Raw genomic sequence first — 18,384 nt, forward strand, 5'->3', positions numbered from 1 at the left:
TCCTCGGTTTGAACGTGTTCCGGTTATAGGCAAGAAACAGGCCGGGTGCGAGGGGCGATTTGGCGCGCGCCGCACCGCCGGGCACCGCAGGCTCAACGCGCGCCGGGCACCGCCTTGAGGTAAGCCACGATCGCCCTGCGATCCGCCTCGGGCAAAGCGGCAAGGTTGCCGCGCACCGCCTCCATCTCGTACCCGGCTTCTGCCGCGCTAAAATGCTGCGGCCCCGGGATCAGCACGCTGGCGATTTCCTCGACCGTCAAACCGCCCAGCCCCGCTTCCCCGCCCGTGATGTCGGGCGCAAACCCCTGCCCATCCGGCAGCATCCCGCCCGCCAGCCAGCGGTCATGATCCAGCCCGCCAAGCCCGCCGCGCGGGGTGTGGCATTCGCCGCAATGCCCCGGCCCCTCGACCAGGTACTGACCGCGCGCGACCTCGGGGCTCAGCGGCCCCAGATCCACCACCTTTGTCGGGTGGAAATACAGTGCCTTCCAAACCGCCATTGCACCGCGATTGTTATAGGGAAAGCGCAGATCATGATCCTGCACCTCCCGCCGCACGGGCGGCAGCGATTGCAGGTAAGCCCACAGGTTGGCCACATCCCGCGCGCTCATCCGCGCATAAGAGGTATAGGGAAACGCCGGATAATAGTGCTGCCCCTCGGGCGATACACCGCGCAGCATGGCGCGCGCGAACTGCGCCTCCGTCCAAGTACCGATGCCGTGCTCGTTATCGGGCGAGATGTTGGGCACCCGGAAGGTGCCATAACGCGTCTGCAACTCCTGCCCGCCGCCCAAATGCGGCGCGTCCTCGCTCGTTTCCCCCGGTGTCGTGTGGCAAGAGGCGCAGCCGCCGACGCGAAATACCGTCTCGCCATCTGCAAGGCTGATCGCGCCCGGGGCCATGTCTGTCGCCGGGTCTTGCCGCTGCGCGCAGCTTACCAGCACCAGCAGCCCCAAGGCGATGCCAGCCGCACCGCGGATCACCGTTTCGGCACCGTGTACGACACCCCGAACGCCACCTGGTTGCTGATCACCTCGGTCTTGAGCCACCCGCCCCCGTTCAGGTCCGCACTGATGTCGGCATAGCCCGATTTAAGCTCGCCAAACACGGCCCAGCGGTCGTTGATCTCGGCCTCCACCCCGATCAGCGCCTGCGCGGCCGGGCCTCCGAACTGGTACTCGGACGTGCGCGTCGCGCCAGAGGCGCTTACCACCTCGACATGCGGCGTGGTAAACCCGACACCCACCCCCAGGTACGGCGTGAACTTGGTATCGTTGAGAAACCGGTACTGCACATTCGCCGTCACCATGTTGATCCCGTCGGTGAACTCCAGCGTGTTGAACTGCGCCGGCATCGGATCGGCGGCCACCTTGGTATGCGCATTGTCGATCGACACGCCCCAATTCGGCTTGTCGTCGAACCACCACGTCGCACGCACACCGAAATACGGCGGCATGACCAGCGCCTCGCCATCCCAGCTGGTGTTGACCGATTGCCGCCCCGCGCCATCGTTGAAATCAAAATCAACATCCGAATCGGGCGAGAAGTTCGCGCCCGAGTAGAACGAAAGGACCAATTCCGCATGCGCCGGACCGGCAACCGCGCCGTATCCCAAACCGGCGCAAACCGTCAGCGCAAGCGCCCGAGAGACCCTTTTGGAAGGTTCCTTGTTGGTGAAATACATATCGTCGCCTCCGCGGCCTTGTGGCGGCCTTGTGTCTGAACGCCTCAGCGCCCCAGGAAACCACGGGGACTCGAGACAGGGGATTGAACAGGACGCCGCCCTGCCCATTACATATAAAAGGGGCTCGCCGCCCCGACCCTGTTCGCTCGCACGTCTCGGCGTAGCAAAGCGGGCAGCTTGAGCAAGTGCCCTTTTCGTCGCAGGGCAGCGGCGTAACTGACGCCGCCCCCTAAAGCCCCGACAAGAAACCATCGCCGCCGGGCGCAGTGCCCGCCAAACGCGGGTTTTCCCCGGCTGCACACTGCCCTAGGCTCGATGCGGGTTGGCGGCGATGAAGCGTCGCTTTCGGGCAAGATGGGATCGCCCGCCCGCGATATCCCCCGGCCAACAAGGAGCGCGCGCATGTTTCTATCCGTATTCGAGATGTTCAAGGTGGGCATCGGTCCATCCTCTTCGCACACGATGGGGCCGATGGTGGCCGCCGCACGGTTCCTCGACCGGATGCGCGCCTCGCCGTTTGATTTCGCGGGGCTGCGCGGCTCGCTGCACGGGTCGCTGGCGTTTACCGGCGTCGGCCATGCCACCGATCGCGCGACGATTCTCGGGCTCGCCGGGTTCGTGCCGGAAACCTATGACAACGAGGCCGCCGAGGCCGCCCTGTCTGATATCCGCGCCACCAAGACCGTTCGCCCCGATGGGCTGGGCACGCTGCAATTCGATCCCGCGCATGATTTGACGTTCGATTACGGCCCGTCCCTGCCAGGGCACGCGAACGGGATGATCCTGATGGCCACCGACGCGCAGGGCGATGTCATCTTGCAGGAAACCTACTATTCCATCGGCGGTGGTTTCGTCATGACCGAGGATGAGCTGGCCGCCGGCAAGGACACCGACGATGGCCCGCCGGTGCCCTACCCGTTCAAATCCGCCGCCGAGATGCTTGAGATGGCGCATAGCTCAGGCAAGACCATCGCCCAGATGAAAACCGCGAATGAGACCTCGCGCGGGGGCGATCAAAGCCTCAAATCGGGGCTGACCCGCATCTGGCAGGTGATGGATGACTGTATCGAGCGCGGCCTTTCCACCGACGGCATCCTGCCCGGCGGGTTGAAGGTGAAACGCCGGGCCAAGGGGATCCATGACGCCCTTCTGGCCGAGCGGGGCATGAACCTCAACGCGCCACACACGATCAACGACTGGATGAGCACCTACGCCATGGCGGTGAACGAGGAAAACGCCGCCGGCGGACAGGTCGTCACCGCCCCCACCAACGGCGCCGCGGGCGTCGTGCCCGCCGTCATCCGCTACTGGCTTGATCACGTGCCCGGCGCCACCCCGGCGCGTGTGGACGAGTTCCTGCTGACCGCCGCCGCGATCGGCGGGCTGGTGAAATACAACGCCTCGATCTCGGGCGCCGAGGCGGGTTGCCAGGCCGAGGTGGGATCGGCCTCTGCCATGGCCGCCGCCGGTCTGGCCGCCGTGATGGGCGGCACGCCCGAGCAGGTGGAAAACGCCGCCGAGATCGCGCTGGAGCATCACTTGGGCATGAGCTGCGATCCCGTCAAAGGCCTCGTGCAGGTCCCCTGTATCGAACGCAACGGCCTTGGCGCCATCAAGGCCGTTAGCGCCGCGTCCCTGTCCCTGCGCGGCGATGGCACGCATCTTGTCCCCCTCGATGCCTGCATCGAGACCATGCGCCAGACCGGCGCGGACATGAGCGAGAAATACAAGGAAACATCGCTTGGCGGGCTGGCCACCAACGTGCCAAACTGCTGAGATGAGCATCAATACAGCCCAAGCACTTCCCGATCGCACGGTTGCAGGCATCCTGTGCATGATCGCGTTCACCGCCCTGGCCCCGGTCATGGACAGCTTTGCCAAGGCCACGCCCGAGGTGATCGTCGTCGGCCTGATCCTCGCCGTCCGCTTCGGGTTCCAGGTTCTCACGCTGATCCCGCTGGCGATGGTCCTGCGCATGGCCCATCGCCCCAACTTGCGCGAAAGCGGCCTGCACCTGCTGCGCGGCTTCCTTCTGTTGCTGGCAACCGGCCTGTTCTTCTCCGCCCTGCGCTACATGCCCATCGCCAACGCCATCTCGATCTTCTTTGTCGAGCCGTTCATCCTCACCCTCTTGGGCGGCTTCTTGTTGGGCGAGGACGTCGGCCGCCGCAGGATCATCGCCTGCCTGATCGGCTTTGGCGGCGCCCTGCTGGTGATCCAGCCCAGTTTTGCCGACCTGGGCCCGGTCGCCCTCATGCCATTGGGCACCGCGCTGTGTTTCGCGGGATACATGATCATGACCCGCTCGATGGCGCGGCATATCCATCCCATTACGCTGCAAGGCTACACCGCGGCGGGCGCGACGGTGATCGTGGTGCCGCTTCTGGTGATCTTCGACGGCACCGGCAACATCGCGCTTGATCCGGTGATGCCGCAGGGATTTGCCATCTGGACGCTTCTGGGCGTGGGCGTGACCGCCACGATCTCGCACCTGTTCATCAGCTTCGCGCTGCGCATGGCCCCGGCGGCCACCATCGCGCCGCTGCAATACCTTGAGATCGTCGCGGCCACCGGGCTGGGCTACTGGATCTTCGGGGATTTCCCCAACGCGCTGACATGGACGGGGATCGCGATCATCGTCGGCTCGGGCCTTTATGTCTTCGCGCGCGAGCGGGCCAACAGCATCCGCCGCCGCCCGTTGCCCCCCGCCTGAGCCCGCTTTCGTCTTTTCAATCCGCCCCCCGCGCCCTAGCGTGCGCGAATGACTGCGGACCGCCCCCTTCTTGGCATCCTGTTGATGCTCGGCTTCTGTGTCGTCGCCCCCATGGGCGACGCAACCGCCAAGCTGTTGGGCGAGACGGTCGCGCTTGGCCTTCTGCTGATCGTGCGGTTCGGACTGCAGGCGCTTTTGCTGATCCCTCTGGTGGTGCTGGGCGGCCGCATCTGGCGCATGCAGGGCAAGGCGCTGGCGCTAGCCGGGGTGCGCACCGTTTTGCACGTCGCCGGGATCGGCATGATGTTCACGGCGTTGCGTTTCTTGCCCTTGGCCGACGCCATCGCGATCGCCTTCGTCATGCCCTTCATCATGCTTCTGCTGGGCAAGTTCGCCTTGGGCGAAGAGGTGGGCGCGCGCCGCCTTCTGGCCTGCTGCACCGGGTTTATCGGCACTCTGCTGGTGATCCAGCCCTCCTTCGCCGAAGTCGGATGGCCGGCCCTCTTGCCGCTTGGCGTGGCGCTCGATTTTGCCCTGTTCATGTTGGTGACACGCACCATCGCGCGCGAAAGCGATCCGATCGCGCTACAGGCGATCAGCGGCGTCATGGCCTGCGCGGTGCTGTTGCCGCCGCTTCTGCTGCTGCACGATAGCGGCCTGCCCGGCTTTGATGCCGCGTGGCCGTCCCCGCGCGAATGGTCCCTCTTGATGCTGGTCGGCGTCCTTGGAACGCTGGGGCACCTGCTTATGACATGGGCCCTGCGGCTGGCGCCGTCTGCTACGCTGGCGCCGATGCAATACCTGGAGATTCCGTTCGCGACCCTGATCGGCTGGATCGTGTTCAACGACCTTCCCGATGGCCTTGCCCTTCTCGGGATCGTGGTTACCGTGGCCGCCGGCCTTTACATCATAGTCAGAGAGCGGACCATGTATCGCGCTGCTCGCGTAGCGCCGCAACGACCTGGTCCAGCGCCTCCCGCGGCAGAATGACCAACAGCTTCGGCGCCGTCACCCCGAGGTAAACGGGCGCCGTCACACGGTTCGACGTGCCCACGCGGCCATCGGGCGCAAGGCTCAGCCCCGCAAGCGGCCAGTGCAAGCCCTCTGATACCGCCTCGACCGCGCCCATCGGAAACACCGAAAACCGCGTGCCCACCGGCAGATCAAGCCGCAGCGACGGCGGCGCCAGAAACGCCAGGTCGGCCCCATCCAGAAGGATGCACCGCTGCAACGGGTAGCGCGCCAATGTGTTGAAGTTGGCCAACCGATGATCCAGGCGCGGACCGCCAAACCCGACCCCAAGGATCAAGGGCGCGCGCACCGACATCAGGCACTTTTCGAAATCCGTTGTTTCCTGCTCGGCGATGCAGTGGATACTGTCGGGGTTCAATGCCGCGCGATCCGTTTCGCGCAGCGAATCCATGTCGCCAATCACCGCGTGCGGCACCAACCCCTGCGCCAACGCCGTGCCGGCGCCGCAATCCGCCGCGACCACGTCTTGCACATGCGGTCGGATGGCCTGCCAAAGGACCTCTTCGACGCCGCCACCGCCGATCATTGCAATTGGATCGAGAGATTGAACAATCACGCTTTCGCCTCCGGCATTGTCGCCCCGTGCAGCTACAGAACACAATCCCGCCATTAAATGATACCTTAATAACCGAAGAATCGGTCAGGTTTGGTCTCGGATCGGATGGTAGATGCGGAACTTACATTAGAAAGAAAGTGAGTTGGTAATGGTAAGCAGCAACAAAATACTAACCGTTTCCTATGGGACGTTCTCCTGCACGCTCGAAGGGTTTGATGACTCTTTCGGGACGATGAAGGCCATTGCTGAATACTTCCGCGATCTGGCCTCCGACGATCGCTACTTCGGGGCAGAGCCGCCCACGCCGGACGCCGACATGCTTGCCCGAATCGCCGAACGTGAAATTGCACGTCAGGTCGAGGCACGCCAGGAACGCGGGCAGATTGTCCTGCGCGCCTCCGAGCAGGAGCAAGAAACTCAGGCGCAAGAAACGCCCGAGGAATCGACCGCCCCCGATACCGACGCAATACCGACAGAAAACAGCCACCAGGATCAGGCCGATTCCGACAGCGAACAGCGCGAAGATATCGCCGCCGAATCGCCGCAGCCCGAGGTCGCCAGCGCCGCCGAAACCGACACCTCCCCGGTGCCGCCAGTCGAAGACACCCCGCCCGATTTCGATGAAGCGGCAACCGCCGAAAATGAAGACTTGCCCGAAGACGAGGCCGCAGAAGAGGCCGCGGCACCCACCCCCTCAGAGCCGCAAACCATTGAGCCGCAAACCATTGCAGCGGCGACCGAGACCGAAAGCGTCGCCGCGAAATTGCGCCGCATTCGCGCCGTCGTGTCCAAAGGTCAAGGTAGCGCCGCCGCCCTCTATACCGAGGACGAGCACGCCGAAACCCCTGATATTTCAGAAGAAATCGCCACGCCCCCAAGGTCGAGGCAACCGAAGAAACCCCACGGACCGAGGACTTCACTCCCGGTTTCGAAGCCGCGATCGCCCACGGCGCCGAGCCGGCCGAAGCCCTCGCAGAGCCAGAAAACATCGAAGATGAGGGCCCCACCGCCGAAGTCCTCCCCGAAACAGACCACGCCCCACTGGCCGAGGATCTGGCCGAAGAGACGCCCCAAACCGATGAGCAGGAAAGCCCACGCTCGGGCGTCCTGAAGGTCAAACGCTCCGACTTCGAAGAGGCAACCTATACCCCCGAAGAGAACGCAGACGACTGGTCCGACGATTGGCTCGACGACGAAGAAAGCAGTCTAACCCCCGAAGAAGAAGAGGAATTGCGCCTCGAGCTCGCCCAGGTCGAAGCCGAGTTGAGCAGTGACGACGAAGACGAGAGCCACGACGACAGCCACGCGGAAGACGAGGGCGACCAAGACGATGTCAGCTCCATCTTCGCCGCCGATCCAAGCGAGCAATCCCACGAAAGCAGGCATGATCGCATAGCCCGGCGCGAACGCCTTTACCAAAGCGCCGGCGAGCAAGACATGAAGCGCCTGATCGCGAAAACCCAAAGCGAAATGGCCGAGCCGCAAGCCACCAACCGCCGCAACGCCATCGCCCATCTGCGCGCCGCTGTGGCCGCGACCAACGCCGAGATCGAGGCGGGCAAGCCCGAGCGCGAAGACACCATTTCGGACGCCTTCCGCGACGATCTGGCCAGCGCCGTGCGTCCCAAACGCCCCAAGAAACTTGGCAAATCGAGTGCTCGCCGCCCCGACACGGATCAAAGCGCGCCGCCGCTGAAACTGGTGGCTGAGCAGCGTATCGACAACCCCGATGAGACCAAGCCAGTGCGCCCGCGCCGTGTCTCGCGGGCCGATCTGGATGCTCCGCTTGCCGAAGTGACCACCGATCACCCCGCACCGGACGGGTTTGCCGATTTCGCGGCCGAGGTCGGCGCGCAAAGCCTGGGCGACATCCTCGAGGCGGCCGCAGCATACATGACCTATGTTGAAGAACGAGAGGACTTCTCGCGCCCGCAGTTGATGACGCGGCTGCGCAGCATCCAGGGCGACGCATTCAGCCGCGAAGACGGCTTGCGCAGCTTCGGCACGCTCTTACGGACCGGAAAATTGCGCAAGGTCGGCCCCGGTCGTTTCACCGCGTCATCCGAAATCGGGTTTCTGCCAGAGGCAAGGCGCGTCGGCTAAGTGCGCCTATTCCTTGCCGCTTCCGGCCTCATCATCGGCGTCGGGGGCGGCTTGTCCAACCCCGCGGAACACGAACCTGAGCGGCACCACCCAGCCAAAGCCGACCACCACGTACACGATCAGCTCCAGCCAGAACGGCGGCCGATCCAGCATGTTCAGGATGCTCACCGCCAGAACGATGTACGCGGGCATCCCAACCAGCAGGATCACCAGCGACCAGCGCCTTCGTGCTTTCCAGGACAGTGCCATCAATCTGCAAACGGGTCCGTGACCAGGATCGTGTCTTCACGCTCGGGCGAGGTAGACAATAGCGCGACGGGGCAATCAATCAACTCTTCCACGCGGCGCACGTACTTGATCGCGTTGGCCGGCAGGTCCGCCCACCGTCGCGCGCCCTCGGTCGATTCCGTCCACCCCGGCATTTCTTCATATACGGGGGTGCAGCGCGCCTGCTGATCGGCTGCCGTCGGCAGATAGTCCAGCGTCTTGCCGTCCAACTCGTACCCGACGCAGATCTTGAGCGTCTCAAACCCATCCAGCACGTCCAGCTTGGTCAGGGAAATGCCGTTGACGCCGCTGGTGGCGCATGTCTGGCGCACCAGGCAGGCGTCGAACCAGCCGCAGCGCCGCTGCCGCCCCGTGGTGGTGCCAAACTCGTGACCGCGCTCGCCCAACCGCTGACCGTCGCCATCGTGCAGTTCGGTCGGAAACGGCCCCTCGCCCACGCGAGTGGTGTAGGCCTTCACGATCCCAAGCACGAAATCGATGCTGCCGGGGCCGATGCCCGTGCCGGTGGCGGCCTGCCCCGCGATCACGTTGGACGAGGTAACGAACGGATAGGTGCCGAAATCAATATCCAGCAGCGCCCCCTGCGCCCCCTCGAACAAGATCCGCTTGCCCGCCTTACGCTTTTCGCTCAGCACCTTCCACACCGGCGCCGCATAGGCCAGGATCCCCGGCGCTATCTCGCGCAGCTTGGCAAGCAGGGCGGCGCGATCCACCGGCTCAAGACCAAGGCCCCGGCGCAGCGCGTCGTGATGGGCCAGCGCCCGATCCACCCGCAGCTCCAGCGTCGCATCATCCGCCAGATCGGCCACGCGCACCGCGCGGCGCCCGACCTTGTCCTCGTAGGCCGGCCCAATGCCGCGCCCCGTCGTGCCGATTTTCGCGACGCTGATCGCGGCCTCGCGGGCGCGGTCCAACTCCCCGTGAATGGGCAGGATCAGCGGCGTGTTCTCGGCAATCATAAGCGTTTCCGGCGTGATCTCCACGCCCTGCGAGCGGAGGGTTTCAACCTCGCTCAGCATATGCCAGGGGTCCAGCACGACACCATTCCCGATCACGCTGAGTTTGCCGCCGCGCACCACCCCCGAAGGTAACGCGTGCAGCTTGTAAACCTCGCCGTCGATAACCAGGGTGTGGCCCGCGTTGTGCCCCCCCTGAAACCGGGCGATGACATCCGCCCGCTCGGACAGCCAGTCCACGATCTTGCCTTTTCCCTCGTCACCCCACTGAGCGCCGACGACAACCACATTCGCCATGTCCGGACCTTTCGTCTGAAACGGTGTTGCGATGAAACCCGCAACCATATAGCGGCACGAGAACACACATGAAACCGCAAATTCATCCCGCGTCTGGACACAGGGTGCCGAATGCGCAAAATCAAGCCATTCGATTAAAGGAGATTACTCATGGGGTTTTTCGTCCGCTGGCTTGTGGCATTTGCCCTTTTGGTCAGCACCTATAACCCGACGCAATGGAATTACGCGGCCTGGACACAGGCCAACTGGGAGATCCAGACACCGCTGGTGGTGTTCATGGGGCTCGTGTTGTTCGTGGGGTACATTATCTACCTGCGCGCCACGCTTCGCTCGATCGGCACGTTCGGGATGGGCCTTGTGCTGGCAATTTTCGGTTCACTGACGTGGGTGCTCTATGATTGGGGGGTGCTGAACCTGGAAAACCGCGACCTGAACCTGTGGCTTGGCCTTGTGGCACTCTCGCTGGTTCTGGGCATTGGGCTGAGCTGGAGCATACTGCGCAGACAGCTCAGCGGGCAGGCCGATATTGACGACGTGGCCGACTAAGCACCTTGTAGCCGCCAGACCGCCGGCAGACATACGCGGCACGGCGACAATGGGTTGCGCCGCGCCTGCAATTTCCCTAGATACCCCACAGTTCACACCGAAAGCGGGCGCCTTCATGGAAAACGTCATCCTCATCATCCACCTCCTATTGGCATTGGCGCTGATCGGCGTCGTGCTGATCCAGCGTTCGGAAGGCGGCGGTCTTGGAATGGGCGGCGGCGGTGGTGGCGGCGCACCCGGCGGGGTCATGTCCGGCCGTGCCGCGGCAACCGCGCTTGGCCGTGTGACATGGGTCTTGGCGATCGCGTTTATCTGCACCTCGCTGGCGCTAACCATCATCGCGGCGCAAAAATCGACGGGGGGCTCCGTTCTGGACCGCCTGGGCGAGCAACCCGCCGCCGAGGAGCAGGCCGATCCGGCTGCCCCGTCGGACGATACGTTGGTGCCGCCGACGTCGGGTGAGACTGCACCATTGGTGCCGCGCGCCGACTGATCCACAAGTAATTGAGGCAAGCAATTTCGCCGCAACAGCATCTTGCGGCTTGCTTGCTCTTTTCCTGCGAATCCTTTATAGGTTGTGCCCCGTGGTTCAGTGGTCCGGCAGGGCTATTCAGGGCGCTCAACTGCTGACCAAAAATGGCCTGATCACGGGGGATGCCAACCAAATGGCGCGATATATTTTCATCACTGGCGGTGTTGTTTCTTCTCTGGGCAAGGGGCTTGCCTCTGCGGCACTTGGCGCGCTGTTGCAGGCGCGTGGCTTTTCGGTTCGGCTGCGTAAGCTTGATCCGTATCTGAACGTCGATCCAGGCACCATGTCGCCCTTTGAACACGGCGAGGTGTTCGTCACCGACGATGGCGCCGAGACCGATCTGGACCTGGGCCACTACGAGCGCTTTACCGGCGTGGCGGCGCGGGCCAGCGACTCGGTCAGTTCGGGGCGCATCTATTCCAACGTTTTGGAAAAGGAGCGGCGCGGCGATTACCTGGGTAAGACGATCCAGGTGATCCCGCACGTCACCAACGAGATCAAGGATTTCCTCGCGATCGGAGAGGACGAGGTTGATTTCATGCTATGCGAGATCGGCGGCACCGTCGGCGACATCGAAGGGCTACCGTTTTTCGAGGCGATCCGCCAGTTTGCTCATGATCGGCCGCGCGGGCAGTGTATTTTCATGCATCTCACGCTGCTGCCCTACCTGGCCGCCAGCGGCGAGTTGAAGACCAAGCCCACCCAGCACAGCGTCAAGGAATTGCGCAGCATCGGTATCGCGCCCGATGTCCTGGTTTGCCGGTCGGAGCATCCCATTCCCGAGAAAGAGCGCGAAAAGATCGGCCTGTTCTGCAACGTCCGCAAGGAAAACGTGATCCCGGCCTACGATCTGGGTTCGATCTACGAGGCGCCGTTGGCGTATCATCGGGTCGGGCTGGATCAGGCGGTGCTCAATGCGTTCGGCATCTCGCCTGCGCCGCGCCCGCATCTGGCCGTGTGGGAGGATGTAGTCGATCGCATCCAGCACCCCGAGGGCGAGGTTCGCGTGGCCATCGTCGGCAAGTATACGCAGCTTGAGGATGCCTATAAATCCATCAAGGAGGCGCTGACCCACGGCGGCATGTCGAACCGGGTGCGGGTGCGGGTGGACTGGGTCGATGCCGAGCTGTTCGACCGCGAGGACCCGGCGCCGCATCTTGAGGGGTTCCACGCCATCCTCGTGCCCGGCGGGTTCGGAGAGCGCGGCACCGAGGGCAAGATCAAGGCGGCCGAGTTCGCCCGCACCCGCAAGATCCCCTACTTGGGGATCTGCCTGGGCATGCAGATGGCCGTGATCGAGGCCGCCCGCAACGTTGCCGGGCTGGCGACGGCGGGGTCGGAGGAATTCGATCACGAGGCGGGGCAGACCCGGTTCGAGCCAGTGGTCTACCACCTCAAGGAATGGGTGCAGGGCAGCCACACGATCGAGCGGCGCGTCGGCGACGACAAGGGCGGCACCATGCGGCTAGGGGCCTACGAGGCGACGCTGGCCGAGGGCTCTCGGGTGGCGAAAATCTACGGCACCACCAAGATCGAAGAGCGGCACCGGCACCGGTACGAGGTGGACACCAAGTACCGCGAAAAGCTGGAGGCTTGCGGGCTGAAATTCTCGGGGATGTCACCCGATGGGCGGCTTCCGGAGATCGTGGAATGGGAAGAGCATCCCTGGTTCATCGGGGTGCAGTTTCACCCCGAATTGAAATCCAAGCCGTTCGCGCCGCACCCCCTGTTCGCCGATTTCGTGAAGGCGGCGGTAGAAACATCGCGACTGGTTTGAGGGGCTGGTTTCACTATGGGACGGTGAATCTAAAGCGCTGTTATTGAAGCATCTTTCCAAACTACCTGTTAAGGGCGCTCGCTAGTCGTGCGCACCTCGCCCGGGGCGCGCATGCCCTCTCGGACCAGAGCGGCCGCGCGAATTTGCCCTTGCGCCACCGGCCGGTTGCGGCTGAACTCCCTCCATCGCAACGCGCGGTAAAGGAGGCCGACATGGTCAAGGCGGAATGGGCGCGGCATGGCGCGCGAGCCGCGATGTGCGCGGCGCTGATGGCGGCGGGACTGGCTTTGGCGGCACCGGGCGCAGCGGCAGGGCAGGTGAATCGGGCCGATTATGACGCGCTGGCCGAGCAACTCGGCGGGCGCATCGACTTTGAAGAACTGCCCGCGATGGCCGAGCCGGGCGTGATCCTTGACGATGTCTACCGGGTGCCCGGCGCCGCCCTTGCAGAGCATTTCGCCGGCCAGAGCGTCAGCATACGCCCCCTGCCCGAGGTATCGGGCGGCGCGCCGCACGACGTGCTGCCACGTACCGACCTGCGCGCACCTCTCGCCCTGCGATCCGGGCCGCCGGGGCGATCACTGGCCGTGGCGCTGCACCGCGGTTTCGGGTCCAACGCGGTGTTCCCGGTCGGTCCCGATGGCGCGCAGGCGCGCAGCGGCCGCGGTGAAGGGGCGCTGGCAGTGCTATTCGACAGCGATCAGCGCGCCGTGGCGATCCGCATCCACGCCGACTACGCCGACCCGCTGGGAGACCGGCCCTTGCCCGGAGCAGTGACGGTGCAGTTCTACGCCCGCGACGGCACACGGCTGAGCATCGATACCCTCTTCCCCGGGCATGGCGTCGCGTCTTTCGGCTTCGTTGTGCAAGGCGCAGGGGCCGGCATTGCCGCGATCACCATCAGCAACAGCGACCCCGGCGGCATCGCCATCGACGACATCCTTTTTGCCCTTGCACCGCTGGCCGGTTGAGGCTGAACTGGGCACGACCACGCGGCGAAGGAGAAAAGAATGGCCAAGGGATATTGGGTTGCGCATGTGGATGTGGACGACCCGGAGGTATACGAGCAATACAAGGCCGCGAACGCCGCCCCGTTCGCGGAATACGGCGCGCGATTCCTGGTGCGCGGCGGCGAGGGGCAGCAGCGCGAGGGCAGCGGCCGCGCCCGCACCGTGGTGATCGAATTTCCCAGCTACGAGGCGGCGCTGGCGTGCTACGATTCGTCCGGCTACCAGGCGGCCAAGGCGCTGCGCGATCCGGTCTCGACGGGCGATCTGGTGATCGTGCGGGGGTATGACCCCGACTGATCGGGCGCGTTTGGGATCACATGATCAAGATCAAGGACGGCGCCGGCGCGGCGTGGTTTAGGGCGGCTTGAGCGAACACATTCAAAGGACAAGACATGAGTTGGAGCGACAAACTTTCGGGCACGCGCGACCAGTTGCGGGCGCTAAACAAGACCATTCCCGACACCACCCGCGCGTTCGGCGCATTGGGCAAGACGGTGAAAGAGGGCGGAACGCTTGAGTTCAAGACCAAGGAATTTGTGGCATTGGGCATCGCGATCGCCACCAAGTGCGAGGCCTGCATCGTGCTGCATGTCGAGACGTTGGTGAAATGCGGGGCCACCCGCGAGGAAGTGGCCGACGTTCTGGCGATGGCGATCCAGATGGGCGGCGGGCCGTCGATGATGTACGCTGGCAAAGCGTTGGAATGCTACGACGAATTGGCGGGGTGAGGCGTTTGCGGGGTAGCGCAAGCCGGGCGCGCGCCTGCCCGTGGGGTGGCGCTGTAACGGTTTGGCAGCGCACTTTACCCCGCCGCATACCTCCAACAGATCAATGGCAGCGCACCATCACCAAAACGCCAGCCCGCCCATCTTCAGGCGGCACCGTCCAGAAGAGCGCGCGCGGCGCCTCGGGCCTCGTCGGTGATCATGTCGCCGGCGACCATGCGGGCGATCTCGTCGACGCGCTGCGCAGCGTCCAGCGGCACCACGGTTGACAGCGTCTGATCGTCATTGACGGCCTTTTCCACGCGCCAGTGATGGGCTCCGCGCGCCGCCACCTGCGGCGAGTGGGTCACCACCAGAACCTGCCCATCCTCGGCCAGCGCGGCAAGGCGGCGGCCCACGGCATCGGCGGTGGCGCCGCCAACCCCGCGATCGATCTCGTCAAAGATCATGGTCACGCCCTCGCTGTTCTGGCTGAGGCAAACCTTGAGCGCCAGCAGGAAGCGGCTGAGCTCGCCGCCCGAGGCGATGCGCGCCAGCGGCCCGGCGGGGGCACCGGGGTTGGTGGCCACCTCGAACGCGACCTGGTCGGTGCCGTCGGGGCCGGGATCGGCAGGCGTGACGCGGGTGCAAAAGCCCGCCCTGTCCATCTTGAGCGGGGTCAACTCGGCCATCACCGCGCGATCGAGGCGCGCGGCGGCATCCGCGCGGGCGGCCGACAGGGCGCTTGCGGTGGCATCGTACTCGGCCTGGGCGGTATCGCGGGCCTGCGTCAGGGCGGTGATGCCCTCGTCGCCCGCATCCAGCGCGGCGAGTTTTTCGCGCAGCTGGGTGCCGAACCCGACCAGGTCATCGGGCGCGACGCCATGCTTGCGAGCCAGCGCGCGGATGGCGAACAGGCGCTCCTCGGTGCGCTCCAACTCGTGCGGGTCGAAATTGAGGCTGTCCATCGCCGCCTCGACACCCTGCGACGCCTCGCCCAGCTCCATCAACGCGCGGCCAAGCGCCTCTAGCGGGGCATCGAGCTGCCCCTCGGCCTGATCGGCGACCCCTTCGAGCCAGCGCATCGCGTCGCCCATGGCCCCTTCGGCGCCGTCGGTGCCCAGCACCTGGTAGGCGCGGGTGACGTCGCTGCGGATGCGCTCTGCGCCCTGCATCATGCGGCGGCGGCTATCAAGGTCGGCCTCCTCGCCCGGCTCGGGCGCAAGATCGTCCAGCTCGCCCACGGCGTGGCGCAGGAACTCCTCTTCGCTGCGCATCGCTTCAAGCGCGTCCTGCGCCTGTGCCAGGTCCTTTTGCGCGCGCGACAGGGCCCGCCACGCGCCGCGCGTGCGCGTTAGCAGATCCGTGTGCGCACCGTAGGCATCCAGCAACACGCGGTGGCCGCGCGGGTCCAGCAGGCCGCGATCGTCCTGTTGGCCGTGCAATTCCACCAGCGTATCCGACAGCGTGCGCAGCACCTCGCCCGAGCAGCGGCGGTCGTTGACCCAGGCGGTCTTGCGCCCGTCGCGGCGGTTGACGCGGCGCAAGATCAGCTCACCCGGGGCGGATGGCAGGCCGGCCTCGTCCAGAACGGCAAGGGCAGGGTGGCCTGCGGGAAGCTCGAACACGGCGGTGACCTCGCCCTGGTCGGCGCCGGCGCGCACCAGGTCGGCGCGGCCTCGCCAGCCCAGGACAAAACCCAGCGAATCCAGCAGGATCGACTTGCCCGCGCCCGTCTCGCCGGTGAGCACGTTCAGGCCGGGGCGAAAATCAAGCTCCAGCCGGTCAATGATCAGGATATCGCGTATCTCGAGCGCGCGCAGCATGAGCCAAGTCCCGTCGGCGGGTCACTTCCCCGCCTCCCCTATTGCTATAGCCATTCGCCCTTGATGGTTTGCCGGTAGATTCGGCTGAGCCAGTTGTCGCCGCGCGACCTGAGCTCAAGCCCCTGCCCGGTGAGCAGCTTGTAGCTGTCCTGATACCATTCGGTGCCGCGGAAATTGTGCCCCAGGATCGCGCCGGCGGTTTGCGCCTCGTTGGTAAGGCCGAGCGACAGGTACGCCTCGACCAGCCGATGCAGCGCTTCGGCGGTGTGGCTAGTGGTCTGGAAATCCTCGACAACGGTCTGGAACCGGTTGATCGCGGCGGCGTAGTGCTGCCGCTTGAGGTAGTAGCGCCCGACCTCCATTTCCTTGGCCGCGAGGTGATCGAAGGCAAGGTCGAACTTGAGGATCGCCGAGCGGGCGTATTCGCTATCGGGGTAGCGCTCGATCACGGTGCGCAGGGCCTGAAGGGCCTTGAACGTCAGGTCCTGATCGCGGCCGACCTCGTCGATCTGGTCATAGTAACTAAGCGCGAGGAGATACTGCGCGTAGGCAGCATCGTCATCGGCGGGATAGAAATCGATATAGCGCTGCGCGGCCGAGCGGCTGTTCTCGTAATCGGCTTCCTGATGGTAAGAATACGCCTGCATGATGAGGGCGCGCTTGGCCATGTCCGAATAGGGATAGAGGCGCTCGATCTCGGAGAAGTAGAAGGCCGCGTCGGCGGGCCTGCTGCGCTCAAGCTCGAACTCGCCGCGCTCGAATATCTGCTGGGCCGAGTATTTCTCGATCTCGATGCTTTCGCGCCGCTCGACGCCCGACCCGCACCCGGCCAGCATCGCGACCAACAACGCACCACCAATCAGCCGTGTTCGGGACCCGCCTGTCATGCTTGCTCTCACCCTCAAAAGATCCAGCCCCGGGAAAACCCGGTTTCACCCTAGGTCGTAGCACAGAAAATTCCGGTGCAAAACGTCTTTGGTGCATTTCATCGATATCGCGCAAACGCGCCTCAGGCGACGGCGGGGATTTCGCTATCGCGCAGGCCGGCGCCGGGCAGGCGGGCGGCGGCGCGGGCATCGCAAGTCACGCGGCGATAGGCGCCCGGCGTACTGAACAGTACGTGCAGCAAATCGTTGGTGACGGCGTGACCGGCGCGAAACCCGGTGTAGCGCGCCAGCAGGGGCGCACCGGCCAGCGCCAGATCGCCCAGGGCATCCAGCATCTTGTGGCGGACCGGCTCGTCGTGGTGACGCAGGCCGCCGGGGCTGAGGACGCGGGCGCCATCCACCACGACCGCGTTTTCAAAGGTGCCGCCAAGCGCCAAGCCGTTTTCGCGCATCGCATCGACATCGGCCTTGCGGCAAAACGTGCGGCTATCGCACAGCTCGCGCACGAAGGTGCCGTTGGCCATGGTCAGGCGCTTGGATTGCGCACCGATGGCGGCGTCGTCAAAATCGATGTGGAAATCGATCTGCATCACCTCGGCAGGATCGAGCCGCGCCCAGGCATCGCCGCGCCGCACTTCGACCGGGCGCAGCACCTTGATCGCACTGACGGGGTGGCCGACCGGGCGCAGGCCGTGCGCCATGATCCCGCGCACGAACTCTGCCGCGCTGCCATCGAGAATGGGAACCTCGGGGCCGTCGATATCGATCATGGCGTTATGCACGCCGCAACCTGCCAGCGCGGCCATGATATGTTCGACCGTGGAGACCGAAACGCCGGCGGTGTTTTCCAGCAGGGTGCAGAGCGGCGATTGCCTGACCGTGTTCCAACGGGCGGGAATCAGCGCATCAGCACCGATCACGTCGCGGCGGCGGAACATGATCCCCTGACCGGCAGCTGCCGGGCGCAGGACCATGCGCGCGGGCTGCCCGCCATGCAGACCGACGCCGGTGAACTCGACCGTGGTTTTCAAAGTCTGTTGCAAGATTGCCCCGAATTTGGCTGCACCGCTTTTGAGTGCCTGTAGGGTTGGTAAAGATACGCGGACCAACGCTCAACTCAAACTTTGTAACGCATTGAAACATCGGCGGGGAGGGTCGGCGATGTTTTGCCCATTTGGTGAAATTTCGGGCGTAAGGGGTTGGGGTTGAACGCTAAATTCTACTGGGTGGTGATGCTTACTGCGGCGAACTCGTGTCCGGGATTTGTCGGGGTCCTGACGCAAGCCGGGCGAGCGCCGGCCCGTGGGGTGGCGCAGCAACGACCGAACTGGGTATTTTATCCCGCCACATACCTCCAACCTCACCATGGCGGTGCACCACCTCCAAAACGCCAGCCCGCCCGGACGGGCAGGCGCTCGCCCGGCGCCTGTCGGCGCCATTCGGGCGCGGGTCCCTGCCCCATCAACGCGAAAG

The 18,384-nt window shown here is 64.8% G+C and carries 19 protein-coding genes; 11 read left to right on the plus strand and 8 right to left on the minus strand.

All coding sequences use genetic code 11. The annotated features are described in order from the left end of the window. Positions 1-92 precede the first annotated feature (92 nt). Positions 93-983 carry a c-type cytochrome gene (locus G568_RS0100510; protein WP_026756198.1) on the minus strand — a complete coding sequence of 297 codons (891 nt, stop codon included), beginning with the start codon at positions 981-983 and terminating at the stop codon, positions 93-95. Continuing rightward, positions 980-1,684 (minus strand): outer membrane beta-barrel protein, encoded by a 705-nt coding sequence (locus G568_RS0100515; RefSeq protein WP_051202558.1) that lies wholly within the window; start codon positions 1,682-1,684, stop codon positions 980-982. Before G568_RS0100515 ends, G568_RS0100510 begins: the two co-directional genes overlap by 4 nt. A 402-nt stretch (positions 1,685-2,086) precedes the next feature. Here G568_RS0100515 and G568_RS0100520 point away from each other — a divergent pair, with 402 nt between their 5' ends. From G568_RS0100520 to G568_RS0100530, 3 genes are read left to right on the plus strand one after another with little or no spacing between them, the layout of a single operon-like run. Further along, positions 2,087-3,460, plus strand: coding sequence for an L-serine ammonia-lyase (locus tag G568_RS0100520; RefSeq protein ID WP_026756200.1), 1,374 nt, complete (start codon positions 2,087-2,089; stop codon positions 3,458-3,460). 1 nt (position 3,461) lies between these two features. After that, a complete protein-coding gene (locus G568_RS0100525; protein WP_026756201.1) occupies positions 3,462-4,397 on the plus strand; it encodes a DMT family transporter in 936 nt (311 codons plus the stop codon). 48 nt (positions 4,398-4,445) lie between these two features. Continuing rightward, positions 4,446-5,387 (plus strand): DMT family transporter, encoded by a 942-nt coding sequence (locus tag G568_RS0100530; RefSeq protein WP_026756202.1) that lies wholly within the window; start codon positions 4,446-4,448, stop codon positions 5,385-5,387. Here the strand turns inward: G568_RS0100530 and G568_RS0100535 are convergent. Continuing rightward, on the minus strand, positions 5,311-5,985 hold the full coding sequence (locus G568_RS0100535; RefSeq protein ID WP_026756203.1) for a thiamine diphosphokinase: 675 nt from the start codon (positions 5,983-5,985) through the stop codon (positions 5,311-5,313). The genes G568_RS0100530 and G568_RS0100535 overlap by 77 nt on opposite strands. Positions 5,986-6,133: 148 nt before the next feature. Between G568_RS0100535 and G568_RS0100540 the strand changes: the two genes are divergently transcribed. Then, positions 6,134-7,096, plus strand: coding sequence for a hypothetical protein (locus tag G568_RS0100540; protein ID WP_026756204.1), 963 nt, complete (start codon positions 6,134-6,136; stop codon positions 7,094-7,096). Positions 7,097-7,215: 119 nt separating this feature from the next. Further along, positions 7,216-8,088: a hypothetical protein gene (locus G568_RS0100550; protein ID WP_157084208.1), complete on the plus strand. Its 873-nt coding sequence runs from the start codon at positions 7,216-7,218 to the stop codon at positions 8,086-8,088. A gap of 6 nt (positions 8,089-8,094) precedes the next feature. Here the strand turns inward: G568_RS0100550 and G568_RS0100555 are convergent, their stop codons facing one another. Further along, on the minus strand, positions 8,095-8,337 hold the full coding sequence (locus tag G568_RS0100555) for a DUF2842 domain-containing protein (protein ID WP_026756207.1): 243 nt from the start codon (positions 8,335-8,337) through the stop codon (positions 8,095-8,097). Continuing rightward, positions 8,337-9,629 carry an adenylosuccinate synthase gene (locus G568_RS0100560; RefSeq protein WP_026756208.1) on the minus strand — a complete coding sequence of 431 codons (1,293 nt, stop codon included), beginning with the start codon at positions 9,627-9,629 and terminating at the stop codon, positions 8,337-8,339. The genes G568_RS0100555 and G568_RS0100560 overlap by 1 nt, the downstream gene beginning before the upstream one ends. A gap of 150 nt (positions 9,630-9,779) precedes the next feature. Between G568_RS0100560 and G568_RS17915 the strand changes: the two genes are divergently transcribed. The 6 genes from G568_RS17915 to G568_RS0100585 all read left to right on the plus strand — a co-directional run bounded on the left by G568_RS17915 (position 9,780) and on the right by G568_RS0100585 (position 14,222). Beyond that, a complete protein-coding gene (locus G568_RS17915) occupies positions 9,780-10,175 on the plus strand; it encodes a DUF6524 family protein (protein ID WP_037373435.1) in 396 nt (131 codons plus the stop codon). Between the two features lie 115 nt (positions 10,176-10,290). Beyond that, on the plus strand, positions 10,291-10,668 hold the full coding sequence (gene secG, locus G568_RS17920; protein ID WP_037373436.1) for a preprotein translocase subunit SecG: 378 nt from the start codon (positions 10,291-10,293) through the stop codon (positions 10,666-10,668). A 172-nt stretch (positions 10,669-10,840) separates the two neighbouring features. After that, on the plus strand, positions 10,841-12,484 hold the full coding sequence (locus G568_RS0100570; RefSeq protein WP_026756209.1) for a CTP synthase: 1,644 nt from the start codon (positions 10,841-10,843) through the stop codon (positions 12,482-12,484). A 212-nt stretch (positions 12,485-12,696) separates the two neighbouring features. Then, complete coding sequence (locus G568_RS0100575) at positions 12,697-13,455, plus strand: hypothetical protein (RefSeq protein ID WP_026756210.1); 759 nt, start codon at positions 12,697-12,699, stop codon at positions 13,453-13,455. A gap of 39 nt (positions 13,456-13,494) precedes the next feature. Then, positions 13,495-13,791: a DUF1330 domain-containing protein gene (locus G568_RS0100580; RefSeq protein WP_026756211.1), complete on the plus strand. Its 297-nt coding sequence runs from the start codon at positions 13,495-13,497 to the stop codon at positions 13,789-13,791. A 95-nt stretch (positions 13,792-13,886) separates the two neighbouring features. Then, on the plus strand, positions 13,887-14,222 hold the full coding sequence (locus G568_RS0100585; RefSeq protein ID WP_026756212.1) for a carboxymuconolactone decarboxylase family protein: 336 nt from the start codon (positions 13,887-13,889) through the stop codon (positions 14,220-14,222). 143 nt (positions 14,223-14,365) lie between these two features. Here the strand turns inward: G568_RS0100585 and recN are convergent, their stop codons facing one another. From recN to lpxC, 3 genes are all read right to left on the minus strand, one after another. Continuing rightward, positions 14,366-16,024 carry a DNA repair protein RecN gene (recN, locus tag G568_RS0100590; protein WP_026756213.1) on the minus strand — a complete coding sequence of 553 codons (1,659 nt, stop codon included), beginning with the start codon at positions 16,022-16,024 and terminating at the stop codon, positions 14,366-14,368. A gap of 44 nt (positions 16,025-16,068) precedes the next feature. Beyond that, positions 16,069-16,911: an outer membrane protein assembly factor BamD gene (locus G568_RS0100595; RefSeq protein WP_026756214.1), complete on the minus strand. Its 843-nt coding sequence runs from the start codon at positions 16,909-16,911 to the stop codon at positions 16,069-16,071. A 122-nt stretch (positions 16,912-17,033) separates the two neighbouring features. Then, positions 17,034-17,954, minus strand: coding sequence for a UDP-3-O-acyl-N-acetylglucosamine deacetylase (lpxC, locus tag G568_RS0100600; RefSeq protein WP_026756215.1), 921 nt, complete (start codon positions 17,952-17,954; stop codon positions 17,034-17,036). Positions 17,955-18,384 lie beyond the last annotated feature (430 nt).

It is taken from the genome of Sediminimonas qiaohouensis DSM 21189 (genome assembly GCF_000423645.1).
GTDB lineage: Bacteria > Pseudomonadota > Alphaproteobacteria > Rhodobacterales > Rhodobacteraceae > Sediminimonas > Sediminimonas qiaohouensis.